Source organism: Pantoea sp. CCBC3-3-1, assembly GCF_007981265.1.
In the GTDB taxonomy this organism is placed as follows: domain Bacteria; phylum Pseudomonadota; class Gammaproteobacteria; order Enterobacterales; family Enterobacteriaceae; genus Erwinia.
On the sequence record NZ_CP034363.1, the window covers coordinates 1,527,375 to 1,552,954 of the forward strand.

The 25,580-nt window shown below is 53.8% G+C and carries 22 protein-coding genes; 15 read left to right on the plus strand and 7 right to left on the minus strand.

The annotated features are described in order from the left end of the window. Positions 1-133 precede the first annotated feature (133 nt). From EHV07_RS07305 to rhtA, 3 genes are all read right to left on the minus strand, one after another. On the minus strand, positions 134-400 hold the full coding sequence (locus tag EHV07_RS07305) for a DksA/TraR family C4-type zinc finger protein (RefSeq protein WP_147196493.1): 267 nt from the start codon (positions 398-400) through the stop codon (positions 134-136). Between the two features lie 80 nt (positions 401-480). Further along, entirely contained in the window at positions 481-984 is a 504-nt protein-coding gene (dps, locus tag EHV07_RS07310; RefSeq protein WP_147200555.1) for a DNA starvation/stationary phase protection protein Dps, read from the minus strand. Between the two features lie 366 nt (positions 985-1,350). Next, on the minus strand, positions 1,351-2,250 hold the full coding sequence (rhtA, locus tag EHV07_RS07315; RefSeq protein WP_147196495.1) for a threonine/homoserine exporter RhtA: 900 nt from the start codon (positions 2,248-2,250) through the stop codon (positions 1,351-1,353). A gap of 365 nt (positions 2,251-2,615) precedes the next feature. Between rhtA and ompX the strand changes: the two genes are divergently transcribed. The 8 genes from ompX (at position 2,616) to EHV07_RS07355 (ending at position 13,102) form a co-directional block, all read left to right on the plus strand. Continuing rightward, complete coding sequence (ompX, locus tag EHV07_RS07320; RefSeq protein WP_147196497.1) at positions 2,616-3,128, plus strand: outer membrane protein OmpX; 513 nt, start codon at positions 2,616-2,618, stop codon at positions 3,126-3,128. A 341-nt stretch (positions 3,129-3,469) separates the two neighbouring features. Next, complete coding sequence (mntR, locus tag EHV07_RS07325) at positions 3,470-3,922, plus strand: manganese-binding transcriptional regulator MntR (protein ID WP_147196499.1); 453 nt, start codon at positions 3,470-3,472, stop codon at positions 3,920-3,922. Between the two features lie 23 nt (positions 3,923-3,945). Next, positions 3,946-5,061 (plus strand): SLC13 family permease, encoded by a 1,116-nt coding sequence (locus EHV07_RS07330; protein ID WP_147196501.1) that lies wholly within the window; start codon positions 3,946-3,948, stop codon positions 5,059-5,061. A gap of 108 nt (positions 5,062-5,169) precedes the next feature. Then, complete coding sequence (locus EHV07_RS07335; RefSeq protein ID WP_147196503.1) at positions 5,170-6,339, plus strand: HlyD family secretion protein; 1,170 nt, start codon at positions 5,170-5,172, stop codon at positions 6,337-6,339. Next, complete coding sequence (locus EHV07_RS07340; RefSeq protein WP_147196505.1) at positions 6,336-7,904, plus strand: DHA2 family efflux MFS transporter permease subunit; 1,569 nt, start codon at positions 6,336-6,338, stop codon at positions 7,902-7,904. The genes EHV07_RS07335 and EHV07_RS07340 overlap by 4 nt, the downstream gene beginning before the upstream one ends. A gap of 1 nt (position 7,905) precedes the next feature. Then, positions 7,906-9,471 (plus strand): efflux transporter outer membrane subunit, encoded by a 1,566-nt coding sequence (locus EHV07_RS07345; protein ID WP_147196507.1) that lies wholly within the window; start codon positions 7,906-7,908, stop codon positions 9,469-9,471. Between the two features lie 446 nt (positions 9,472-9,917). Then, complete coding sequence (locus EHV07_RS07350; RefSeq protein WP_147196510.1) at positions 9,918-11,405, plus strand: sugar porter family MFS transporter; 1,488 nt, start codon at positions 9,918-9,920, stop codon at positions 11,403-11,405. A 104-nt stretch (positions 11,406-11,509) separates the two neighbouring features. After that, positions 11,510-13,102: an ABC-F family ATPase gene (locus tag EHV07_RS07355; RefSeq protein WP_147196512.1), complete on the plus strand. Its 1,593-nt coding sequence runs from the start codon at positions 11,510-11,512 to the stop codon at positions 13,100-13,102. A 77-nt stretch (positions 13,103-13,179) separates the two neighbouring features. On the opposite strand, the gene EHV07_RS07360 is transcribed toward EHV07_RS07355, so the two are convergent. The 3 genes from EHV07_RS07360 to moeA form a co-directional block, all read right to left on the minus strand. Further along, positions 13,180-14,724 (minus strand): sensor domain-containing diguanylate cyclase, encoded by a 1,545-nt coding sequence (locus EHV07_RS07360; RefSeq protein WP_147196514.1) that lies wholly within the window; start codon positions 14,722-14,724, stop codon positions 13,180-13,182. 145 nt (positions 14,725-14,869) lie between these two features. Then, on the minus strand, positions 14,870-15,622 hold the full coding sequence (gene moeB / locus EHV07_RS07365) for a molybdopterin-synthase adenylyltransferase MoeB (protein ID WP_147196516.1): 753 nt from the start codon (positions 15,620-15,622) through the stop codon (positions 14,870-14,872). After that, positions 15,622-16,857: a molybdopterin molybdotransferase MoeA gene (gene moeA / locus EHV07_RS07370; protein ID WP_147196518.1), complete on the minus strand. Its 1,236-nt coding sequence runs from the start codon at positions 16,855-16,857 to the stop codon at positions 15,622-15,624. The genes moeB and moeA overlap by 1 nt, the downstream gene beginning before the upstream one ends. 247 nt (positions 16,858-17,104) lie before the next feature. Here moeA and EHV07_RS07375 point away from each other — a divergent pair, with 247 nt between their 5' ends. The 6 genes from EHV07_RS07375 to EHV07_RS07400 all read left to right on the plus strand — a co-directional run bounded on the left by EHV07_RS07375 (position 17,105) and on the right by EHV07_RS07400 (position 23,940). Continuing rightward, positions 17,105-18,067: an isoaspartyl peptidase/L-asparaginase gene (locus EHV07_RS07375; RefSeq protein WP_147196520.1), complete on the plus strand. Its 963-nt coding sequence runs from the start codon at positions 17,105-17,107 to the stop codon at positions 18,065-18,067. 10 nt (positions 18,068-18,077) lie between these two features. Further along, a complete protein-coding gene (gene gsiA / locus EHV07_RS07380; protein WP_147196522.1) occupies positions 18,078-19,940 on the plus strand; it encodes a glutathione ABC transporter ATP-binding protein GsiA in 1,863 nt (620 codons plus the stop codon). Positions 19,941-19,985: 45 nt separating this feature from the next. Continuing rightward, positions 19,986-21,515 (plus strand): glutathione ABC transporter substrate-binding protein GsiB, encoded by a 1,530-nt coding sequence (gsiB, locus tag EHV07_RS07385; protein WP_147196524.1) that lies wholly within the window; start codon positions 19,986-19,988, stop codon positions 21,513-21,515. A 59-nt stretch (positions 21,516-21,574) separates the two neighbouring features. Further along, complete coding sequence (gene gsiC / locus EHV07_RS07390) at positions 21,575-22,495, plus strand: glutathione ABC transporter permease GsiC (RefSeq protein ID WP_147196526.1); 921 nt, start codon at positions 21,575-21,577, stop codon at positions 22,493-22,495. A 9-nt stretch (positions 22,496-22,504) separates the two neighbouring features. After that, positions 22,505-23,404 carry a glutathione ABC transporter permease GsiD gene (gene gsiD / locus EHV07_RS07395; protein WP_147196528.1) on the plus strand — a complete coding sequence of 300 codons (900 nt, stop codon included), beginning with the start codon at positions 22,505-22,507 and terminating at the stop codon, positions 23,402-23,404. A gap of 86 nt (positions 23,405-23,490) precedes the next feature. Continuing rightward, the gene (locus EHV07_RS07400; protein ID WP_147196530.1) at positions 23,491-23,940 is read left to right on the plus strand and encodes a DUF4385 domain-containing protein; all 450 of its coding nucleotides are present in this window, start codon (positions 23,491-23,493) and stop codon (positions 23,938-23,940) included. Positions 23,941-23,969: 29 nt separating this feature from the next. Here EHV07_RS07400 and EHV07_RS07405 read toward each other — a convergent pair whose 3' ends face one another. Further along, positions 23,970-24,677, minus strand: a complete 708-nt coding sequence (locus EHV07_RS07405) for a phage antirepressor KilAC domain-containing protein (protein ID WP_147196531.1) — start codon at positions 24,675-24,677, stop codon at positions 23,970-23,972. 211 nt (positions 24,678-24,888) lie between these two features. Here EHV07_RS07405 and EHV07_RS07410 point away from each other — a divergent pair, with 211 nt between their 5' ends. Further along, positions 24,889-25,551 carry a DUF3313 domain-containing protein gene (locus EHV07_RS07410; RefSeq protein ID WP_147200556.1) on the plus strand — a complete coding sequence of 221 codons (663 nt, stop codon included), beginning with the start codon at positions 24,889-24,891 and terminating at the stop codon, positions 25,549-25,551. Positions 25,552-25,580: the final 29 nt, after the last annotated feature.

The window sequence follows — 25,580 nt, forward strand, 5'->3', positions numbered from 1 at the left end:
TAAAGGCACCATAAAGGGGCACCAAAATAGTGCATGCCGATCATTATGGTGCATTTAATGTTAGACAGAATAAGAATAAAAACAAATATAAGGAGGAAGAGGGGAGAGTTCTGGATTGCACCAGAGATGAACATCAGCGCAACTGGCTATCCTTACTGCCACGACGATTATAAAGCGCAGCGGATTGCTGCTTGTCTCGCTGTTGCTGACACTGCACGCAATACTGCACGCCAGGTAACGCCAGCCGTCGAGCTTCGGGGATCGCTTCGCCACAGTGTTCACAATACTCAGCGCTGACGCCGCTATTGTGCATTGAGCGGCGAGCGCGGTTTACGGCATCTTCTACCGTGGAATCAATTTGCTCCTGAACTGCATCATCACGTGCCCAGCCACTGGCCATATTCTCCTCCAAAGCAGAAGGAGCAGATGAAAGGCCTCATCTGCTCCTGAATAATGCTCTACGAAAAGGCACTAAAAACCTTATTCGATATTAGACTCGATGAACCACAGGAATTTATCCAGGTCGCGGGAAGCCGCGGTGAAAATGTCTGCGGTATCTTCATCTTCAACTTCGGTAATCGCTTTACGGGTATCATTCGCGACTACCGCATAACGTTCTGCCAGTGCTTTAAGATGATCCTGCACGGTGTGAATGTTCAGCGGATAGCTTTTCAGCGGCGTTCTGTCGTTAACAACCTGAGTCGTACCCAGTGCGACGCCACCCAGCTGTACTACACGCTCGGCGATAGTATCCTGATGATCGGTGATAGTCGTACGGAAACCATCCAGCATTTCGTGTACACCGATAAAGTTTGCGCCACGCATGTTCCAGTGCGCTTGCTTAGTAATCAGGGACAAATCAATGAACTCAGTCACCAGGCGATTCAGCACCTCAATGGTGGCTTTCTTTTCCTCGTCGGCCACATTGTTACGGGTGTAATGCAGATCGGATGACGTTGTTTTTACCAGTTTAGCGGTACTCATCATTAATATCCTCTTAATGGTCAGTTGTCCTGAATGTACGAGAATAAGTATAGCACCGGTTTTTAACTTTGCCGGGAAGGTCGTACCTATCGGTAGAATAGTGACGGCCTTTTACAGATAACCGACTGTAATCTGAGGTGATAAATGCGATTAATAAAGATTATCATTCAGCCGTGTTTTATAAATAATTGATATGTATGAATATTATTATTAATGAGCCGCGTGAGGCATCTTTTTCTAATTTTATTACTTTTTGTTTCCAGGATATTTCTGTATTTGCTAAAGCCTGGATGTTGATGGAAAAACAGCCGTTTAACATCAGGCTTTAAAAAAACATATCTGCTTTTTCAGAGCGATCCAAATTAATTAGTCGACCCGATCGCTGACGGGGGAAATTTGGGGCTTGCCCGCGCGGATCGTAAGCGTTGCGCCTGCTGAGGCCAGCACAATTGCCAGCAACCCAAGCCACTGAACCAGCGACAGGCGTTCTCCCAGAAACAACATCCCGGAAAGCGCCGCCATTGCCGGTTCCAGGCTCATTAGCGTACCGAACGTTTTTGCCGGTAAACGGGTTAGCGCGACCATTTCCAGTGAATAGGGCAATGCGCTGGAGAGCACCGCGATCGCCAGCGCTACCGGAAGCAGCGACAGGCTCCAGATGCCGCTATCGGCATAAACCAGTCCCACGGGAACAAATATCAGCGAGGCAATCAGTGAGCCTGCCGCCACTGTCGCAGGGCCGTGATCTGCTCCCGCACGTTGACCGCTTAAGATATAAACAGCCCAGCACGCCCCTGCAAGAATCGCGAGCAGCGCGCCTTTAAGATCGACGCTGGCGATCTCTTTGCCCAGAGGCAATAAAAGCCAGAGTCCCAGCAACGCCAGCAACACCCAGAGAAAATCCAGCGGCTTGCGGGAGCCAGCCAGCGCCAGCGCCAGCGGACCGGTAAATTCCAGCGCAACGGCAATACCCAACGGTACCGTGCGAATGGCCAGATAAAAGGAATAGTTCATGGCGCCCAGCGCAAGGCCGTAACAAAGGAGGGGAAAACGCTGCTCTCTGCTAAAGCGCAGGCGCCAGGGCTTAAAGACGATACAAAGGATAATCGTACCAAAGCCAAGACGCAGGGCGGTGATGCCCGGTGCGCCTACCAGCGGAAACAACGTTTTGGCCATGGCTGCACCACCCTGAATGGAAGTCATGGCAATCAATAAAACCAGTATGGGTAACCAGAGTGGAGTGGCTTTTGGAACAGACGTAAACATCCTTCAGTCCAACCTTATTCGTCCATTAACACGCAAAAAAGTTCCCGAGAGTGTAATGTAAAGAGGTCGTTTTTCCTCTGTGTAAAATGAAAAAAGTGTAGGAATTTAGGAAAAAGTCGCTGTTGGAAGTAAAGAAGTGTCAGGTTTAATTAAGATTTATCTCAATGAACGTTTTTTTACATTACGAGTCAGGCGAAACGATAACGGTAAAAAGATAAGTAAAAATAATGACATAGATAAACCCGTTAACGTCCTGTTACACCAAACATTGTCTTGGACAACAAAATCGGGGCAGAGTTTCTCGCTAAGTTTTGTTATATTTTCAGCGTTGTCAGGAGATAAGTACTTTCACATTTGAGGTGGTTATGAAAAAAATTGCATGTCTTTCAGCACTGGCTTGTGTACTGGCGGTTTCTGCTGGTTCAGCAATGGCTCAGAGCACAGTTTCCGGCGGTTACGCACAAAGCGATATGCAGGGCGTGGCTAACAAAGCTAACGGTTTCAACCTGAAATATCGTTACGAAAACGGCAGCGATCCACTGGGTTGGATTGGCTCTTTCACCTACACCGAGAAAGATCGTACTGACGCCAGCGTTTATAACAAAGGCCAGTACTACGGAATCACCGGTGGTCCAGCTTACCGTCTGAACGACTGGGCAAGCATCTATGGTGTTGTTGGTATCGGCTACGGCAAATTCCAGCAGAACGCACCAGACCGCGTTAAGTCTGATTCAAGCGACGTTGGCTTCTCTTACGGTGCTGGCCTGCAGTTCAACCCAGGCATCGAAAACGTTGCCCTGGACGTTGGCTACGAGCAGAGCCGTATCCGTAGCGTTGACGTAGGTACCTGGATTGCTGGCGTAGGCTACAGCTTCTAAGTATCGCCTCATTCAGCTTTGGCTGTCTGATGAAAAAAATCCGCCCTTCGAGGCGGATTTTTTTATGGCTGAATCAGGAATGGGGCGCTTTTCTCGCCATCACCATTTCCAGCAGCATCAGCCGCAGCGTAAAGGGAGAGCGACAGAGCAGCTGAAGTAAAAGTGGCTTTTTCATCTCGTTTCCTCCGTTCACTTATTAAACAGGTATAGCACAGGCTATAATGTGTAGCCAGCGCTATTATGCGAAAATTTGTGCTTCTTTGAGCTTCGTTTACAATGTGGCACCAACAGACTGGTGCAGTGTTTGTTATGCATCAGTGATAATAAAAAGAGGAAGCTTAATGAGTCGTCGCGCAAAAAATTCAGTGCCCGCGCCACTGAAAGAAATTGAAGAGCATGTCGAAGGCTTTCGTCAGGTTCGGGAAGCCCATCGTCGTGAGCTGATTGATGACTATGTTGAGCTGATTTCCGACCTCATCCGTGAGTTCGGTGAAGCCCGCCAGGTTGATATGGCGGCGCGTCTGGGGGTTTCACAGCCTACCGTCGCTAAGATGTTGAAAAGACTGGCCGTGGCCGGCCTGGTTGAGCAGGTTCCCTATCGAGGCGTGTTCTTAACCGCAGAAGGGGAATCGCTGGCTGAAGAGAGCCGCAAGCGTCACCACATTGTGGAAACTTTTTTGCTGGCGCTGGGGATCAGTCCCGATACTGCCCGCCGCGATGCAGAAGGTTTGGAGCATCACGTCAGTGATGAAACGCTGGCTATATTCCAGAAATTTTACGAAAGCCGTCAGTAAACTTATCCCTCTGGTGGAACCCCATGGCAACGTTGCTCCGGCCTTTCCTGCACGATCGCTTCCTGCATCTGTTAGTTTTGCTGGGCCTGCTGCTGGCCTGCTTTGCGCCTTTCACGCTGCGGCAATTGCCTGCCGCCGTGGACTGGCCCACCATTCTCACCCTGGGTGGCCTGCTGATGCTCACCAAAGGCATCGAGGCCAGCGGCTATTTTGACGTTCTGGGACGAAGGCTGGTTCAGCGCTTTCAGTCGCAGCGCGCGCTGGCGCTGTTTTTAATCGCCGCTGCCGCGCTACTCTCAACTTTTCTTACCAACGATGTCGCATTGTTCATTCTGGTGCCGCTGACCCTGACCTTGCGTCACTATTCTTCATTGCCCGTCACTCGTCTGATTATCTTTGAAGCGCTGGCGGTTAACGCAGGTTCGCTGCTTACGCCTATCGGTAATCCGCAAAATATCCTGTTATGGCAGCACGGCGGCGCAGGCTTTGGCCATTTTATCTGGCAAATGCTGCCGCTGGCCGGTGCGTTGCTGGCTAGCCTGCTGATCCTCACCGCTTTTAGCTTCCCCGGCCGGCGTATTGAGCGTGCAGAAGGGCGATCGGCGGTGAAATGGCAACGTTCCTTGTTAGTGGTTAGCGTGCTGCTTTACCTGTTTTTCGTGACGGCGCTGGAGCTGGGCTACGCTGGCTGGGGAGTTTTGCTGATATTCGCCGTTTATCTGCTGATGGCCCGTCATATTTTGCTGGCGATAGACTGGAGCCTGCTGGCAGTTTTTATCGCCATGTTTATCGACGTCTTTCTGCTGACAAAATTGCCCGCGTCTCAGGATCTGCTACAGCAAATGGTCCAGCTCTCCGCTGGCGGTAAATATCTGCTGGCGATTGGGCTGTCGCAGATTATCAGCAACGTACCCGCCACCATCCTGCTAATCGGCAGCCTGCCCGCGTCAACATTATTAGCCTGGGCGGTCAATATCGGGGGATTTGGGCTACTTCCCGGCTCGCTGGCAAACCTGATTGCCTTACGAATGGCGAAAGATCGTACCGTCTGGCTGCGATTCCATTTCTACTCGTTGCCGATGCTGTTGTGGGCGATGGCGCTCGGATGGGGACTGCTTTTAGTTATAAATGCGGTCTAACGTGAGTCTATTCTGACTTCGTAAAGAAACGCTGGCATTTGTCAGTTTACGTCCTATGTTTATAGCAGAGTAAATCTTGCGGGCTCGGTTTGAGCCTGCCGTAACCTGATGAGAACTATGGCTAATCAATCTACTTCTTCCTCGGATGATGACAAAAGTCATCAGCACTCCGCTGAGCAGCAGGACGACAATCCGCAACAGGATAAAAACCCACAACAAAACGACGAGCAGCCTGAGCGCAAGCGCCCGGGTAAGAAGCCGCTGATCATTCTGGCTGTGGTGGTCGTGGTGATGGTGATTGTCGGCTTTTATTTCTGGTTTACCAGCCGCAACATTGAAACCACTGACGATGCTTTTACCGAGTCGGATGCGGTGACCATTGCGCCTAAGGCATCTGGCTATGTCACGCAACTGCTGGTGAAAGATAATCAGCGCGTGAAAAAGGGCGATCTGCTGGTGGTGATCGATCCGCAGGATAATCAGGCCCAGCGCGATCAGGCCCAGGCGCAGCTTGGACTGGCCACGGCCCAGCTTCATCAGGCCCAGGCACAGCTGGCGCTTTCTCGCGTACAGTATCCCGCGCAAAAAGACCAGGCTTTGGCACAGCAGGCGAAAGCTGAAGCGAACCTTGTGAACGCGCAGGAAGATGATAAACGTCAGCGCGGTGTCGATCCGCGAGCAACCTCGCAGCGTAATATCGATGCCGCCAGCGCACAGTTAAGAAGCGCCAGAGCGGAACTGCAAAGCGCCAAAGCGCAGGTGGAAGTCGCCTCACAAATTCAGCTGCAAATTCGTCAGCAGGAAACCAATGTTGAAGCCCGCCAACAGCAGGTTGAGCAGGCTAAGGCACAGTTGAATACCGCAAACCTTAACCTTTCCTATACCGAAGTCCGTGCGCCTTATGACGGTTTCGTCACTAAGCGTAACGTGCAGGTCGGTACGCTGGTTCAGGCCGGAAGCTCCCTTTTTTCCCTGGTCTCGCCTGATGTCTGGGTAACGGCAAACTTCAAAGAATCCCAGTTGGAACGAATGAATCCAGGCGACAATGTTGAGATTACCGTCGATGCCTGGCCAGATATTAAGCTGGAAGGCCATGTGGACAGTATTCAGATGGGCTCGGGTTCGCGCTTCTCGACCTTCCCGTCAGAGAACGCCACCGGTAACTATGTGAAAATTGTTCAGCGCGTGCCGGTAAAAATTGTCATTGATAAAGGGCTGGATCCGAACAAGCCGCTGCCGCTGGGGCTTTCGGTGGAGCCTAAGGTGACGGTGGAATGAGTCACAGCGAAAGCTGGAAACCGGCCAGTAATCCCTGGCTGGTCGCCATGACGGTAACGCTGGCGGTGTTTATGGAGATCCTCGACACCACCATCGTTAACGTGGCGTTACCGCACGTCGCAGGTTCGCTCTCCTCCAGCTACGATGAGTCAACCTGGGTGCTGACCTCCTATCTGGTCGCCAACGGGATCGTGCTGCCCATTTCCGCCTTCCTTAGCCGTATGTTTGGCCGCAAGCAGTTCTTTTTGATCTGCATTGTGATGTTCACAATTTGCTCTTTCCTCTGCGGTATTGCTACCGAACTCTGGCAAATCATCCTCTTTAGGGTGCTTCAGGGCTTCTTTGGCGGCGGGCTGCAGCCGGTACAGCAATCGGTGCTGCTGGATTATTTCAAACCGGAAGATCGCGGTAAGGCATTTGGACTCTCGTCCATTGCGATTATCGTTGCGCCGGTACTCGGTCCCACGCTGGGCGGCTGGATCACCGATAACTACAGCTGGCGCTGGGTGTTCTTTATCAATATCCCGGTTGGCATTATCAGCGTGCTGGCTATTTACCAGCTGCTGGAAGATCCGCCGTGGGAGCGCAAATGGGCGAAGGGCAAGCTCAATATCGACTATATCGGTATCGGTTTGATTACCCTGGGTTTAGGATGCTTACAGGTGTTTCTCGACCGCGGTGAGGATGATGACTGGTTCAGCTCGCCGTTTATCGTCACCTTTGCCATTCTGAGCGCCATCGGGTTGGTTGGGGCAGTTTACTGGCTGCTGTATGCCAAAAAGCCGGTGGTCGACCTGCACGTGCTGAAAGATCGCAACTTCGCGGTTGCCAGCGTGCTGATGTCCGGTATGGCCGCTATTCTCTACGGCAGTTCCGTGGTGATCCCACAGCTGGCGCAACAGGATTTAGGCTACACCGCAACCTGGTCGGGGCTGGTGCTTTCGCCCGGTGCGGTATTGATTGTACTGACCATCCCGTTAGTGCTGAAGCTGATGCCAATTGTGCAGACGCGGTGGATCATCGCCTTTGGCTTCACCTGCCTGTTTGTCTCCTTTATCTATTCCGCCAAACTGACGCCGGATATCGACTTTACCACGCTGGTAATGATGCGCAGCGCGCAGACTATCGGGCTGGGCTTCCTGTTTGTGCCGCTGACCACCATCGCGTTTGTCACCATCCCACAGAGGCTGAATGCGGATGCCTCGGCGTTGTTTACGATGTGTCGTAACGTCGCCGGTTCGATAGGGATCTCGCTTTCAACCGCGATGATTACCGAACGCGAACAGGCACGCAGCGCCAGTATGGTGCATAACATGACGCCGCTAAATGAACCGTTTAACCTGACGGTAGAGCGCTGGGCGCAGGGCGTGAGGGACTTTACCTCCGCGGTGGGCGATCCGGTGACGATAGCGACTGGTCAGCTCTATCAGCAGATGATCGTGCAGGCGCGAATTCTCGCCTATATCGATGTCTTTATGGGCCTCAGCATTGTCGCCCTGGTTCTTATTCCATTTTGTTTACTGCTTGCGCCGATTAAGAGCGAGGGCAGTGCAGGAGCACACTGACATGAACGTTTCTCTTGATGCACGTTTGCGACTCAGCGTGCTGCTGGTCGCGGGTCTGACTTTATCGGCCTGTTCCGTTGGCCCGGATTACCGGCCGCCGAAACCGGTGACGCCGGCTTCTTTTAACAGCCTGCAATCGGACAGCGCTTCCCGACCTCAGGCAACGGCAACCAATCCTGGCTGGTGGAAATCGTTTAACGATCCCCAACTCAACAGCCTGATCGATCGGGCAATTGCCGGGAACCTGAGCTTACAGCAGGCGGTATTGCGTATTGCGGGTTCTCGCCAGCAGCTGAATCAGGCGCGAGGCGCATGGTTTCCGACGCTAAACGGCAGCGCTTCGGCGCAGCGCCAGCAGCTTGGGCTAAAGGGACAGCTGGAGTCGAAGGGCATTTATCAGCAGCTGGATGACGTTGACACCGGCACCGATACCGATCTCTCTTCCGCACTGAATAGCCTGACGAAGCCGGTCGGGCTTTATCAGGGGAGTTTTGATGCGGCCTGGGAACTGGATCTGTGGGGCAAAGTGCGTCGCCAGGTAGAAATGGCTGGCGCGCAGCAGCAAGAATCTGTAGAGAGCCGCAATGATGCGCTGGTCTCGCTGGAGGCCGAAGTTGCCCGTACCTGGTTGCAGCTTCGCGGCGCGCAGTCGATCAGCCAGACGTTGGAAACCCAGATTGAGGTGGCGCAACAGACGCTGGAACTGACGCAGAGCCAGCAGCGTAATGGCCTGGCACCGCAGATGGACGTGGAAAATGCCCGGGCGCAGCTTAATTCTCTGCGGGCGCAGCTGCCGCAGTATCAGTCGCAAATTCATCAGGCCATGAACGGGCTGGCGGTGTTAATCGGCAAGCCGCCGGGCATGCTGGATGGCGAACTGGCGGTAAGTAAACCGATGCCTGCGCTGCCAAAAGCGATTCCGGTTGGCCTGCCTTCGACCCTGGCTCGCCGCCGCCCGGATGTGCGCCAGGCCGAGGCCAGACTGCACCAGGCTACCGCCAATATCGGGGTTTCTGTCGCCCAGCTGTTCCCGGATCTTTCCCTCACCGGCCAGTTTGGCATGCGGAATACCGATGCCAGCTATCTGGATAACTGGAGCAGCCACTTCTACAGCTACGGCGCTTCGCTCTCTATTCCAATCTTCCAGGGCGGCAGGCTGGTTTCAAGTGTGAAAGTGGCCAGAGCCGAACAGGCCAGTGCGGCGCTGGGCTATCGGCAGACTGTCCTGACTGCATTGCAGGATGTGGAAAACGCGCTGGTCAGCTACCGTAACGATCAGCAACAGGTTGAGGGGCTGGATCATACGGTAGAAGCGTTGCAAAACGCCTTCGATCTGGCAAGCGACAGCTATAAGCAGGGGCTTTCCTCCTTTATTGAAGCGCTTGATGCGCAGCGCCAGCTGGCGCAGGCGAAGCAGCAGGCCGCCTCGGCAAGGGTTCAAAGCAGCCTCGATCTGGTGGCCCTGTATAAAGCCCTTGGCGGCGGCTGGGAGCTATATCAAAACGTAACGCTGCCCGAATATTCCGTCTTCGGTCCAGCCGAAACCGGCGATGCACCCGTCCGATAAGTTGCGTTAACGCTCACCGCTGGTGGCAGGGATGCTCTGCCAGCGATGAGCCTGCCTGTTTGTTCCCCTCTCATCCTGCTCATCCCCCGTTTTTTCCATTTTTTAGTTTACGCACTCTACAACTGCCACAGGGAATGAAACGGCTCCCGCAGGTTATCGGTTTTTTTCCCCTTTTTATCTTAATTTGAAATAAACGTTTTAATTCTTTGCTGACCTCTCTAACGCCTTCTGGAGCATGCATAATGACCGGAGACAATATTATTACCTGTTATATGATACTCCCGTCACAAAATGAGATGACTGTTGAGAGCTGTGCCGCAAAATTTAATTTTCATTGTTATTTTAAATGAAAAAAATGGACTAAGTTAGGATGCTATAAGGCCGTGCCGTATGCACCTGCCAGACGCTTTCATCCTGCATATCATTCCAAGAGGTTTGTCACCATTATGGCTAAAGAACAATATCTCACCCCCAATCGGGCTTCAGGCCCGAACAGCGCATCGCGAACGGAGCCCTTCGTGAAGATCATTGCCGTGATCGCCACGCTCGGCGGATTGCTGTTTGGGTACGACACCGGCGTTATCTCTGGCGCATTATTGTTTATGGGCGATGAGCTGCATCTCACGCCCTTTACCACCGGCCTGGTAACCAGTTCTCTGCTATTTGGTGCGGCCTTTGGTGCATTGCTTTCCGGACACTTTGCTGCGGCAGCCGGGCGGAAGAAAATCATTATTGTTCTTGCAGCGATCTTCGCTATCGGAGCGTTAGGAACCGCGATGGCTCCTGATGTCCACTGGATGATTTTCTTCCGCCTGGTGTTAGGCGTGGCGGTGGGCGGCGCATCGGCGACCGTACCGGTTTACATTGCTGAAATTGCGCCAGCGAATAAGCGCGGGCAGCTGGTCACGTTGCAGGAGCTCATGATAGTTTCCGGACAGATGCTGGCCTATATCTCTAATGCCGGGTTCAATGCTGCCTGGGGCGGTGAAAGTACCTGGCGCTGGATGCTGGCGATTGCGACTATTCCTGCGGTTGCTCTTTGGTTTGGCATGATGTTTATGCCTGATACGCCACGCTGGTATGCGATGAAAGGGCGTCTGGCCGAGGCGCGTCGGGTGCTGGAGCGTACCCGGGCAAAGAGCGATGTTGAGTGGGAAATGACTGAAATTGAAGAAACCCTCTCCGAAGAAGAAAATAAAGCTAAACCTCGGCTGCGTGAGCTGCGTAAACCCTGGTTATTCAAGCTATTTTTGATTGGCATCGGCGTGGCTGTTATTCAGCAGCTTTCGGGCGTGAATACCATTATGTATTACGCGCCCACCATGCTTAAAGCGGTGGGCATGAGTACCGATGCTGCGCTATTCGCCACCATTGCTAACGGCGCCATTTCGGTAATGATGACCTTTTTCGGCATCTGGCTGCTGGGAAAAATCGGCCGTCGTACGATGACGATGATCGGCCAGTTCGGCTGTACCGCCTGCCTGCTGTTTATTGGCTGTGTTTGCTACTTTATGCCGGAAACCATTAACGGGCAGGTTGATATAGTACGCAGCTATCTGGTACTGCTGGGCATGCTGATGTTTTTAAGTTTTCAACAGGGCGCGCTTTCACCCGTTACCTGGCTGCTGCTTTCTGAAATGTTCCCAACGCGGATGCGCGGAATATTCATGGGCGGCGCGGTCTTTGCCATGTGGATTGCGAATTTCTTAATTTCACTTGCTTTCCCGATGCTGCTGGCCAGCGTGGGCCTGTCAGGCGCGTTCTTTATCTTTGCGCTGATTGGCGTATTTGGCGCGATTTTTGTGGTCAAATGCGTGCCGGAAACCCGCAACCGTAGCCTGGAACAGATTGAGCACTATCTGCACGACTGGTTAAGCAATGACGCCGAAACGCGTTCAATTTCAACGCGGGAGCGTAAAGCAGAGAGTCACTAAGACGATGGTATGATTTTCCCTGGGGCAGCGGTGTATTCGCCGCCCCTTTTTTTTGGCATAATGCGCGCTGATTTATTCTCCCATCGTAAACGAAAGGCAATCCTGTGCTAGTTTCCAGCAACGTCACCATGCAGTTTGGCAGTAAGCCGCTGTTCGAAAACATCTCTGTCAAATTTGGCGGCGGCAACCGCTATGGCCTGATCGGTGCCAACGGTAGCGGCAAATCCACCTTTATGAAAATTCTCGGCGGCGATCTGGTGCCAAGCGCCGGGAACGTCTCGCTCGATCCTAATGAACGCATTGGTAAATTGCGTCAGGATCAGTTCGCTTTTGAACAATATAGCGTGCTGGATACGGTGATCATGGGCCACGGCGAGCTGTGGGAAGTGAAAGAAGAGCGTGACCGTATTTACGCGCTGCCGGAAATGAGCGAAGAAGACGGCTATAAAGTTGCCGATCTGGAAGTGCAATACGGTGAAATGGACGGTTACACCGCCGAAGCGCGTGCCGGTGAACTGCTGTTGGGCGTGGGCATTCCGCTGGAGCAGCATTACGGCCCAATGAGCGAAGTTGCACCCGGCTGGAAACTGCGTGTCCTGCTGGCGCAGGCGCTGTTCTCCAACCCGGAGATCCTGCTGCTCGACGAACCAACCAACAACCTGGACATCGATACCATTCGCTGGCTGGAGCAGGTGCTGAACGAACGTAACAGCACCATGATCATCATTTCGCATGACCGTCACTTCCTGAATATGGTGTGCACGCACATGGCGGATCTGGACTACGGCGAGCTGCGTGTTTATCCGGGCAACTACGATGAATATATGACGGCGGCGACGCAGTCTCGTGAGCGTCTGCTGGCAGATAACGCGAAGAAGAAAGCGCAGATCAACGAACTGCAATCTTTCGTTAGTCGCTTCAGCGCCAACGCCTCCAAATCTCGCCAGGCGACTTCTCGTGCCAAGCAGATTGATAAAATCAAGCTGGAAGAAGTGAAGGCCTCCAGCCGCCAGAATCCGTTTATCCGTTTTGAACAGGATAAGAAGCTGTTCCGTAATGCGCTCCAGCTGGAATCCCTGACCAAAGGTTTTGATCAGGGGCCGCTGTTTAAAAACGTGAATCTGCTGCTGGAGGTCGGTGAAAAGCTGGCAATTATCGGCCCGAACGGTATCGGTAAAACCACGCTGCTAAAAACGCTGGTGGGTGAGCTTCAGCCTGATAGCGGTGAGGTCAAATGGTCTGAGAATGCCCAAATTGGCTACTATGCGCAGGACCACGCGCATGATTTTGCCGATGACCTGACGGTCTTTGACTGGATGAGCCAGTGGAAGCAGGAAAGTGACGACGAGCAGGCCGTTCGCGGCATTCTGGGACGCCTGCTGTTCAGCCAGGACGACATCAAAAAGCCAGCTAAGGTGCTCTCCGGTGGGGAAAAAGGACGCATGCTGTTTGGTAAGCTGATGATGCAGAAGCCAAACGTGCTAATTATGGATGAACCGACTAACCACCTGGATATGGAATCCATCGAAGCGATCAACATGGCGCTGGAGATGTATGAAGGCACGCTGATTTTCGTTTCTCACGACCGTGAATTTGTCAGCTCGCTGGCCACGCGCGTGATTGAAATGACGCCGGGTAAACTCAACGACTTCACCGGCAACTACGAAGACTATCTGCGCAGCAAAGGTATCGTCTGATAGTGCTGGAAGGGGAGGCGAAAGCTTCCCCTTCCTCGTTCTGCGTCGACGCTTTTCCCAGCCGTCCTACACGATTTCTACACGATTTCTACCCGATTCCGCCCGGATGATTTCGCCTGATACAGCGCCTTATCTGCCTGCCCGATAAGTTTCTGGCGGTTATTTTCAGCTTCGCTTCCTGGCGTCACATGCAGCCCGATACTGACGGTCACCACTTTGGCCGCGTTTTCACTGTTTTCGTGAGGAATAGCCAGAGTCGCAATCGCTTCTTTTGCTGCTTCAGCGAAGCGTAGCGCGCTCTCCTGCTCCCATCCGACAAGGATAACTGCAAATTCTTCCCCGCCGTACCGCGCAACAAGATCTTCAGACTGGTGAACAACGTTTTGTAAAGCACCCCCTATGCGCCTCAGACAATCATCACCCGCCAGATGGCCGTAGGTATCGTTGAATCGCTTAAAGGAGTCGACATCGACCATTAACAGCGCCAGCGGGGTTCGCCATTGCTGCGAGCGCTCCAGGCAGTGATCCAGATAAAGATCGAACTGGCGGCGGTTTGCCAGCCCGGTAAGGCTGTCTACCAGCGCCAGCGTTTGCAACGTGCGATTCATCGCCGCCAGCTGGTCGCGTGTTCGCGCCAGCTCCTCCTGATTGCGAATGCTGTAGCCGATATTACGCAGTAATAAAGATCCCAGCACGGCAATCACTGCCAGCAGTAAAATACACAGCGCGACATAGACCAGCAGCTCCGTTAGCCAGGCATGGATCAGCTGTTTTTTGTCATATCCCACCGTCACCACCAGCGGATAACGCTTTAAGCTGGCGTAGCCAAAGACGCGTTCGACGCCGTCCAGGGCTGCGGCATAGATCGCCGTGCCGCTGTTGGACTTTTTCAACAGGCTGGTGAACAACGGGCTACCGGAAATATTACGGTTAATGGTGCTGTCGGGGAACGGGCTGGCATACAGGATATTACCGCTGTTGGTCATTAACGCCAGCAGCCCACGGTCGCCAAGATCGTAGTAACCAAAAATTTGCCGGAAATAGTCAATCCGCAACGTAGCCAGCAGCACGCCCCGGAAAGAGCCATCACGGTTATTCAGACGCATTGAAAGCGGAACAACCAGGTCACCGGTACTGCGGCTGTGAATCACCTGGCTTATCAGCATTTCAGAATCATTGTGCTGTTGGTGATAGCGAAAATAAGCCCGATCGCTGTTGCTTCGATGCTGTTGCAGCGGTCCGCCGGAGGTAATAACCCAATTGCCCTGGGCATCGTAAACAAACAGCCCATGCAGCTGTGGGAGCGAGGCTTTACGCTCAACCAGCAGATTACGCAGATAGGTCTGCCTTTCCGCATCCAGTCCTACCAGCGTAATACGGTCACGCAAATCCTGTAGCGTAAGCTCTATCGGCAAAAAAGAGTCTTCGGCCTGGCGCGAGACCGATTGGGACAGGTTATGCGCGTCGCTCTGGGTCTCATTTAACATACGTTGCCAGCTGTTATACACAATCCAACCGTTTACCAGCAGGACGGCACAGCCGATCACCAGCAAAGAGACGATCAGCGATCGACGCAGTTTTAGCATGCTGACATCGGGTTGCGGGCGAAATTCCCCAGTCATGAAAACGCTCCCTTGCGTAAAATCGCAGTCCTGTAACTATAGTGGGGATGCGAAGAATCTGTTGTTTTTACGTAGAAAAGGTGTGAGTGAATGTGCGCGCCGTAGCAAAAACAGCGCGCGAATAAAAGTCGATCTGGAGAGGAAATCAGCCGCCGCAAACTTCGCAAGCCGGATCTTTTGCCAGCGTCAGGCTACGAAATTGCAGCGTCATAGCATCATAGATCAGCAGCTTACCCGCTACGCTTTCGCCATAATGGGTCAGTAAGCGAATGGCTTCCATCGCCTGTAGCGAGCCTATTACCCCAACCAGCGGCGCCATGACGCCTGCTTCCACGCAGCTTAGCGTGCCAGCGCCAAACAGGCGGCTCAGGCAGCGGTAGCAGGGATCATTTTCCTGCCAGCTAAAGACGCTGATTTGCCCTTCCATGCGGATTGCCGCGCCGGAAACCAGCGGGATTTTACTGGCAAAGCACAGCCGGTTGAGTTGTTCACGCGTGTCAACGTTATCGGTGCAGTCCAGTACCAGATCGTGGTCACTAATCAGTGCGCCCAACGCCTCGTCATCAAGCTGCTTGTTAATAGCCTGCACCGTCAGATGGGGGTTGATTTCGTTTAGCTGTTGCCGGGCGGACTCCACTTTTGCCATGCCGATTTGCGCGTCACGATGCAGGATCTGACGTTGCAGGTTGGAGAGGGAAATCGTATCGAAATCCAGCAACGTCAGCTGGCCCACGCCAGCCGAAGCCAGATAAGGCGTGGCGGCACAGCCCAGGCCGCCCAGTCCAACCACCAGCACTTTTGATGCTTTCAGCTTCTCCTGACCCTCAAAGTCAAACCCGCGTAAAACGATCTGGCGGTTATAGCGTAGCATCTCTTCGTCGCTAAGTTCCGGTAGCATTAGCCCTCCAGCAAAGGGTTAAACGGCTCAACCTCAACCCATTCTCCGGCCTGCACGTTGCCGCGTTCGCGCTCAAGTACGATAAAACAGTTCGCCAGACTAAAGGAACTGAATACATGAGATCCCTGCGCGCCAGTACTATGAACTTCCAGTTCGCCGGCTGCATTACGCTGTAGCCTGCCGCGCTGAAAATCCAGTCGGCCGGGCGTCTTTTTCAGATTATCAGCCACTTTTACCCGCTGGCGTGGCGGAAGCGCTGCGCCTTGCTGGCCGCTAAGCTTCGCCAGCAGCGGCTGTACCAGCTGATAAAAGGTCAGTGCAGCGGAAACGGGATTGCCAGGCAGGCCGCAGAACCAGCTGCTTTGCAGACGACCAAAGGCGAAAGGTTTCCCCGGCTTGATCGCCAGCTTCCAGAAACTGATTTCACCCAATTCTTCCAGCATCGCTTTGGTGTAGTCAGCCTCGCCGACGGAAACGCCGCCGCTGCTGATTACCACATCCGCCTGTTCATCCGCCTGCATAAAAGCAGCCCGTAAAGCGGCCCGATCGTCAGGAATAATGCCGAGGTCGATCACTTCACAGCCCAGTTTATTCAACATCAATTGCACGGCGAAGCGGTTAGTATCATAAATCTGGCCTGCTGCCAGCGGCTGGCCCACCGGCTGCAATTCATCGCCTGTAGAGAAAACGGCTACGCGCAGCTTGCGCTTTACTTCCACCTTCGCTACCCCAAGCGAGGCGAGCAGAGGGAGCTCGGCGGCACCGAGGCGAACGCCGGGGACTAATACGCTGGCACCGGCAACAATGTCTTCTCCAGCCAGCCGAATATTCTGACCTTTAACAACATCGGCACGAATAAAGACGGCCTCACCGACTTTTTCTGTCTCTTCCTGCATCACCACGGCATCACAGCCGTCGGGCACTGGCGCGCCGGTCATAATACGAATCGCGCTTCCGCCTGGCCATTCGCCCGTAAAAGGCGCACCGGCGAAAGCTTTTCCGGCAATATTCAGCGGTTTTCCTTCCTGAATATCGACCAGGCGTACGGCATAGCCATCCATCGCCGAGTTAGCAAAAGGGGGGACGTCAATGGGGGAAATGACCGCTGTGGCGGTGATCCGGCCCGGTGCTGTAACCAGTGAAAGCGTTTCAGTTTCAGCAACAGGGACGATTTGCGCGAGCATCGTTGCCAGCGCATCTTCAAGGGAGATAAGTCCCGCAGTAAAGGATTCCATAATGTCTCCAGCGTGCCTGACGCGAGGGCAGGCGTACAATCAATACGCTATTATGGCGTGAATTAACCTGAGGGTCACGTAAACCCATGTCAGTGTTATGTTATATAACCTTTTGTTATGAGCACTGTGTAAACTTTCCGCTTTACATCACTTTACCGCCTGCCTATAGTCAAAAACGATCAGAAATTTAATAAAAAAAATCTAACTTAGTGTTTTTCATGCCGATTTGGCACCGGGAGAACGGATTATGGTCAAGGCAGTTATCGCCATTCACGGCGGAGCGGGTGCGATCGCTCGTGCCAGCATGAGTGTGGAAAAAGAGCAGCTCTATATTCAGGCGCTTTCAGCCATTATTACTCAAGGCCAAACAATCTTAGCCGATGGCGGCAGCGCGCTGGATGCCGTTACCGAAGCCGTGCGTTTGCTGGAGGAGTGTCCGCTGTTCAACGCCGGAAAAGGCGCGGTCTTTACTCATCAGGGCACCCATGAACTTGATGCCTGCGTAATGGACGGTCATTCGCTACAGGCCGGAGCCGTGGCGGGCGTCAAACGCGTGCGTAATCCCGTTTTGGCGGCGCGGGCCGTGTTAGAGAACAGTCCGCACGTACTTTTGATTGGCGAAGGGGCTGAATCCTTTGCTTCAGACCATGGGCTTGAGCAGGTTGGCGCGGACTTTTTTTACACGCAGGAACGTTGGGATCAGCTGCAACGCGCCCTCTCCACGCAGCAAATGCTGCTGGATCATGACGGTGCCTCGCAAACGCCGGATGATCCGCTCGATCCGGATCGCAAATTTGGCACGGTAGGCGCGGTGGCACTGGATCAGTACGGTAATCTGGCGGCGGCCACTTCGACAGGCGGCATGACCAATAAACAGGCAGGACGCGTCGGCGACTCGCCAATTATTGGGGCGGGCTGCTATGCAAATAATGCCAATGTGGCGGTCTCCTGCACCGGCACAGGTGAAGTCTTTATGCGTACGCTGGCAGCCTATGATATTGCTGCACTGATGGAATATGGCGGTCTTTCGCTACAGGAAGCCAGCAATCGCGTGATTATGGAAAAAATTAAGGTACTTGGCGGCAGCGGCGGAGCAATTGCCGTAGACCGCGATGGCAACGTGGCGCTGCCGTTTAACAGCGAAGGCATGTACCGCGGTTTTGGCTACGTCGGTGACGCGCCAAACGTGGGTATCTATCGCGAAGCATAAAGGAGGCAGCATGGCTACGACCCCAACGTCAGGTTTATCTGCCGGACAGGTGCTTTCGGTCAGGGATCTTAACGTCAGTTTCAGCCAGCAGGGGGAGACTATCCATGCGGTAAAAAATCTCTCCCTCGAGGTTAAGCGTGGCGAAACGCTGGCCATTGTTGGTGAATCCGGCTCGGGAAAATCCGTGACCTCTTTAGCGCTGATGCGGCTTATTGAGCAGGGCGGAGGCCAGATCGACAGCGGAGAAATGTGGCTGCGGCGCAGAAGCGGTGATGTTATCGATCTTTCGCGTGCGCGGCAGTCAACGCTGCGCACCGTGCGCGGTGCCGATATGGCGATGATCTTTCAGGAACCGATGACCTCGCTTAACCCCGTTTTTACGATTGGCGATCAGATTGCCGAGTCGATCCTGCTGCATCAGGGAAAAAGCCACCGTGAGGCGATGAAAGAAGCGGAACGCATGCTGGATCTGGTGCGGATCCCCGAAGCGCGCAGCGTGCTGTCGCGTTTTCCCCATCAGCTCTCTGGCGGCATGCGTCAGCGGGTAATGATTGCGATGGCGCTCTCCTGCCGACCCGCGCTGCTGATTGCGGATGAACCGACTACCGCGCTGGACGTCACCATTCAGGCGCAAATTCTGCAACTGATCCGCGTGCTGCAAAAAGAGATGGAAATGGGCGTCATTTTTATCACGCACGATATGGGCGTGGTAGCCGAAATGGCCGACCGCGTGCAGGTGATGTATCGCGGAGAAGTGGTGGAAACCGGGTCGGTTGAAGCGATTTTTCAGGCACCGCAGCGTGATTACACTAAAGCGCTGCTGGCGGCCGTGCCAAAACTGGGCGCAATGACCGGCACGCTTTACCCGGCGAAATTTCCGGTGCTCACGCCCGGCGGCAATGACGATATTTCTCTGCCTCAGGATACTGTTCCGCCGGAGGCTAAACCGGTGTTGCAGGTGCGCGATTTAGTGACCCGTTTTGATATTCGCGGCGGCATTCTCAATCGGGTTAAGCGCCGCGTGCATGCGGTCGAAAAGGTCAGCTTCGATCTGCATCCCGGTGAAACGCTGGCGCTGGTGGGCGAGTCCGGCTGCGGCAAATCCACTACCGGCCGTTCCCTGCTGCGTCTGGTTGCCAGCCAGGGGGGAACCATCACCTTCAACGGGCAGCGCATCGATAACCTTACCGGTGCCGCGCTTTCGCATCTGCGCCGCGATATTCAGTTTATTTTTCAGGATCCCTACGCCTCTCTCGATCCGCGACTGACCGTGGGTTTCTCCATTATGGAGCCGCTGCTGGTTCACGGTATTGCCCGGGGTGACGAAGCTGAAAAGCGAGTGGCCTGGCTGCTGGAGCGCGTGGGGCTACTGCCGGAACATGCACGGCGTTATCCCCATGAGTTTTCGGGTGGTCAGCGTCAGCGCATCTGCATTGCCAGAGCGCTGGCGCTGAATCCAAAAGTGGTGATTGCCGACGAATCCGTTTCGGCGCTGGACGTTTCCATTCAGGCTCAAATCGTTAATCTAATGATGGATTTACAGCGCGAATTCGGTATCGCTTTCCTGTTTATTTCGCATGATATGGCGGTTGTCGAGCGGATCAGCCATCGCGTGGCGGTCATGTATCTCGGTCAGATTGTGGAAATCGGCCCGCGACAGTCCGTTTTTGAACATCCTCAGCATCCTTACACGCGTAAGCTGATGGCTGCGGTACCGGTTGCCGATCCCGCTCACCGTCGGCGTGAACGGCCGCTGCTGGTGGAAGAGATCCCAAGTCCTGTCAGAGCATTAGGCGATGAGCCACAGGTAGCACCGCTGCTTGAAGTCAGCGCCGGTCATTATGTCGCTCGTCATGCCGTAGGCGGCGCCTGAATTAGCTGTGCAAAACAACAAGGGATTACAGGAGAAAAACGCAAAATGATGAAACGTAAGTTACTGTTAACCGCCGGATTACTGGGCAGCTTTGCGGCGGTGCCAGCCTGGGCGGCGAAAGATGCGGTGATCGCTGTAGGATCCAACTTCACTACGCTTGACCCTTATGACGCTAACGACACCCTGTCGCAGGCGGTGGCGAAATCGTTCTATCAGGGTCTGTTTGGCTTTGATAAGGAGATGAAACTGACCAATGTGCTGGCTGAAAGCGTTGATGCCAGCAAAGATGGCCTGACTTATACCATCAAGTTGCGCAGCGGCATTAAGTTCCAGGACGGCAGCGATTTTAATGCCGAAGCGGTAAAGGTCAACCTCGATCGTGCCAGCAATCCTGACAGCCATCTCAAACGCTATAACCTGTTCAAATCCATCGCTACCACGGAAGTCGTAGACCCGAAAACGGTGAAAATTACGCTGAAAGCGCCGTTCTCCGCCTTTATCAATACGCTCGCCAGCCCGGCAGCCGCGATGATTTCACCGACGGCGCTGAAAAAATATGGAAAAGAGATTGGTTTCCATCCGGTCGGCACCGGCCCTTATGAGCTGGAAACCTGGAATCAGACCGATTTTGTTAAGGTGAAGAAATTCGCTGGCTACTGGCACAAAGGCTATCCGAAGCTGGATACCATTACCTGGCGTCCGGTTGTCGATAACAACACTCGTGCCGCCATGCTGCAAACCGGTGAGGCTAACTTTGCTTTCCCAATCCCTTATGAGCAGGCCAAACTGCTGGAGAAAAACAGCAAGCTGGATCTGGTGACGTCGCCGTCAATCATGCAGCGCTACATCAGTTTTAACGTTACGCAAAAGCCTTTTGATAATCCGAAAGTGCGTGAGGCGATCAACTTAGCCATCAACCGTCAGGCGCTGGTTAAGGTTGCTTTCGCCGGTTATGCCACGCCGGCAACCGGCATTGTGCCGCCTGCTATCCAGTATTCACAAAGCTATCCGGCCCCGGAATACAACCCGGCTAAAGCACGTGAATTGCTGAAAGAAGCGGGTTATCCAAACGGCTTTAGCACCACGCTGTGGTCTTCGCACAACCACAGTACCGCGCAGAAAGTGTTGCAGTTCACCCAGCAGCAGCTGGCACAGATTGGTATTAAAGCGACCGTCACGGCAATGGATGCCGGACAGCGTGCGGCGGAAGTGGAAGACAAAGGGCAAAAAGAGAGCGGCGTGCGGATGTTTTATACCGGCTGGTCTGCGTCTACCGGTGAAGCTAACTGGGCATTGACGCCGCTGTTCGCCACGCAGTCCTGGCCGCCAACCATCTTTAACACCGCTTTCTACAGCAACACCCAGGTGGATAAAGATTTGACTGACGCACTGAACACCACTGATGGCGAGAAGAAAGCCGCGTTGTATAAAGACGCTCAGGATAAAATTTGGAAAGATCAGCCCTGGGCACCGTTGGTGGTTGAAAAACTGGTTTCCGCCAATACCAAAAATCTTACCGGTTTCTACGTGATGCCGGATACCTCGTTCAGCTTTGATGATGCCGATCTGAAGTAACTACGCTTGTTCGCCGCCGTGCGCCTCTGTGGCCACGGTGGCGAGGCGCAGGATAACCTATGCTCAATTATTTTATTAAACGCTTGCTGGGACTGATCCCCACGTTGTTGATCGTGGCGGTGCTGGTGTTCCTGTTTGTGCATATGCTGCCGGGCGATCCGGCAAGGCTGGTGGCGGGCCCGGAAGCAGATGCCACCGTGGTCGCCATGGTGCGTCAGCAGCTTGGCCTGGATCAGCCGCTGTTTCATCAGTTCTGGCATTTTATCAGCCATGCCGTGCAGGGTGATTTTGGCCAGTCAATGGTGTCAAAACGCCCGGTCTCAACAGAAATTGCCCAGCGCTTTTTGCCAACGTTGTGGCTGACGCTCAGCAGCATGGTGTGGTCGGTGATTTTTGGCATGTCGATCGGGATCGTTTCTGCCGTCTGGCGTAACCGCTGGCCTGACCGTCTGGGAATGACGCTGGCCGTTTCCGGCATCTCATTCCCCGCGTTTGCGCTGGGGATGTTGCTGATGCAGGTTTTCTCCGTCGAGCTGGGCTGGCTGCCTACCGTCGGTGCGGACAGCTGGCGGCACTATATTCTGCCTTCCCTTACCCTGGGGGCGGCGGTGGCGGCGGTAATGGCGCGCTTTACCCGAGCCTCCTTCGTCGAGGTGATGCAGGAAGACTATATGCGTACCGCGCGGGCAAAAGGCGTGCGCGAAACCTTCGTTGTCATCAAACATGGCCTGCGTAACGCCATGATCCCGGTTGTCACTATGATGGGCTTGCAGTTTGGTTTTCTGCTGGGCGGCTCTATTGTGGTGGAGGTGGTGTTTAACTGGCCGGGACTGGGACGCCTGCTCGTGGACTCGGTAGAAATGCGTGATTATCCGGTGGTACAGGCTGAAGTGCTGCTGTTCTCCCTGGAGTTTATTCTTATCAACCTGATTGTCGATATGCTCTATGCCGCGATCAACCCCGCGATTCGCTACAAATAAGGACCCGCGATGAAAAACTGGCGACGTAGCGCGGCTCTCTCCGCGATGCCAACTGTACACCGCGTGCGCACTCCCTGGCGGGAATTCTGGCGGCGTTTTCGCCGTCAGCCGGTGGCGATGATAGCCGGCATCTTTGTGGTGCTGCTTATTTTGCTGGCCGTTTTTGCGCCATGGATTGCGCCTTTTGATGCGGAAAACTATTTCGATTATGACCGCCTGACGGAAGGGCCGTCTGCGATGCACTGGTTTGGCGTGGATTCACTCGGCCGCGATATTTTTAGCCGCGTTTTGCTGGGGACGCGTTTATCGCTGATCTCAGGCTTTGTCTCCGTGGCAATTGGGGCGGCTATCGGTACTGCGCTTGGGTTGCTGGCGGGTTACTACGAAGGCTGGTGGGATCGCATTATTATGCGTATCAGCGACGTGTTGTTTGCCTTCCCCGGCATCCTGCTGGCTATCGCCGTGGTGGCGATTATGGGCACGGGTATGGCGAACGTGGTGATTGCCGTCGCCATTTTCAGTATTCCCGCTTTCGCCCGCCTGGTCCGTGGTAATACGCTGGTGTTGAAGCAGATGACCTTTATTGAATCTGCCCGCAGTATTGGCGCATCGGATTTCACCATTATCATGCGCCATATCCTGCCAGGCACTCTCTCTTCCATCGTGGTCTATTTCACCATGCGTATCGGCACTTCGATTATCACCGCAGCCAGCCTTTCTTTTCTGGGGCTGGGCGCACAGCCGCCGACGCCGGAGTGGGGGGCAATGCTGAACGAAGCCCGTGCCGACATGGTGATGGCGCCGCATGTGGCGATTTTCCCGAGTCTGGCGATTTTTCTTACCGTTCTGGCTTTTAATCTGTTGGGCGATGGTTTGCGTGATGCCCTCGATCCAAAGTTAAAAAGCTGATTACACGGGGCTGCGCGTTTGCCTGTTGGCAGGCGCGAATTCTCTTTTCCTGTGCCAGGCTTACTCTTTTAACAGGAGATCAGGCCGTGAAGGAATTCGATTACCAGCAGGACTTTAAAACCATCGATTTTCGTCAGCAGCCCGAGCTTTATCAGGTTGGGCGCGGTGAGCAGGGCGTACTGATGGTCGAGCCTTATAAAAGTGAAATTCTACCGCACTGGCGCTTTAAAACGCCTGCCATTGCCGAGGTGTCGGCAAAGGAAATAATGAAGCTGTTTGAGGGGTATCGCGAGCAGGATGATTTTGTCGGTATGGATATGGCGCGTAAATTTATCCAGATGGGATATACCCGCGCCAGACGCTACGCCAATCATAAAGGCGGCCGTAAATACGATGACGATCGGCAGATCCTGCCCTATCACGTAAACGAAGAGAAAGCCGCCTCAGCGGCCATTTTTAAGGCCTGGTGGGACAAAATTCGCGAAGATCAGGATTATCTGGCCCGCAAGAAACAGCATCAGGCGAAATATGGCTGAGGCTGCTCTACCATGCTGCCGTGGTTGCTTCAGGCCGCCGCACCTCTGCGTTGCGTGGCAAGGTGTCCTGCCCACAGTTCTGCAATCCACTTGACGCCTTTGGCGGTAAACCGCGCCTGAGAGAAAGCATGCTGATTTTCTCCCACGCTGGCATGGACCACGAAATAGCCCGCCTGGAGATGATGCTGCTGTGGCGTTAGTACGCCATTAGCGCGATACATGATATTGCGCTCAAACAGGAACTGCCGAAACTCCGGTTCTTTGACTTTAAGCATCTTACAAAGCTGGCGAAAACCCAGTGAGTCATCGACCTGCATATAGCGATCAAAAAAGTCCGCCTTTGGCGCCGTCAGCGCCAGCTGCTTTTCAGCGGTTTGGCGTCGTTCAAATTCCTCTGCCCATGCGCGTGCCGCGACAGCCGGATTGGTAAAGTCAGGCAAATGCGCATGCTGTTCGCGTTCCTGCCAGTTATCCAGCGCCTGAGCGATAAAGGCCGGTGCAAGGCGCGCGATCGCCTGTAACGAATCACGCTTGTTCAGAAAATATTCCTGGCGTGTCTCGCCTTCACGTTCATAAAGGTTGACCGACAGGGGCTGTGAAAGGCGCTGGGTGGTTTCCAGACTTTTAATTAACCGTTTCACTTCACCATGGGTAATGCCGATCATCTTAGCGATGTCGCGGCTGCTCATGGCGTTCGACTGATTCAGCGAATGACGGGTTTCTACTGGCATCATCATGGTCTTTACCCCTTACTGTCGGATAACAATGCCCTGTTGGGCAGTAGAAATAGTATACAATTGCCTGTTTAAATATCCAGTACTTTTTTTAGTCAAATTTTTAACGCGAAGTGATAACTTCTTCGCATAATTTTTAGGCTAAATGGTAATGTCGCAACAAGCCGCTATGCTTCAGATGTCTCTGCATTTTCCCGCTAAAAAGGAAGAATCTATGCACGCGCTGCGTATGTGTCTGGTTGTCGGGGTGATGGCTATAACCCTCACTGGCTGTGCTTCTAAAGTCACCGAAAAGCAAAATTTTTCGGGTTTTCTGTCCGATTACTCCCAATTAAAACCTACCCGTTCCCCGAGCGGGCATCCTACGCTTCGCTGGATCTCCCCCGATTTTCATTCTGCGGATTATCACGGCATCTTTTATATGCCGGTGGTCTATTACCCGCCAGCCCGACCGACGGCGCGCGTAAATCAGACCACGCTCGACGGCTTGCGTAGATATGTTGATAGCCGGATGCAGGCTGCCGTCGCGAAACATAAACCCCTGGTGAGTTCCGGCGGCCCGGGCACGCTGATGATGAAAACGGCCATTACCGCCGTTAACGCAGAAAATCAGGATATGAAATTTTATGAAGTGGTGCCGGTGGCCGCGGTGATCGCCAGCACGATGGCGGCCTCAGGGCACCGTACGCAAAACAGCGTGCTCTATCTTGAAACCCAGTTAATTGATACCAAAACGGGTAACCCGGTGCTGGTGGCAGTCCGGAAAGCCTACGGTAAGAGCGTGGCAAACAGCAGCGCGCCGGTAACGCTGGATGATTTAAAACAGGCCGTAGATGAAATGGTTCAGGATGTGGCGGCTTTCCCGCCGCAGCCCTGAAGCTGACCGCCATTAAGGGGCGGCAGCTC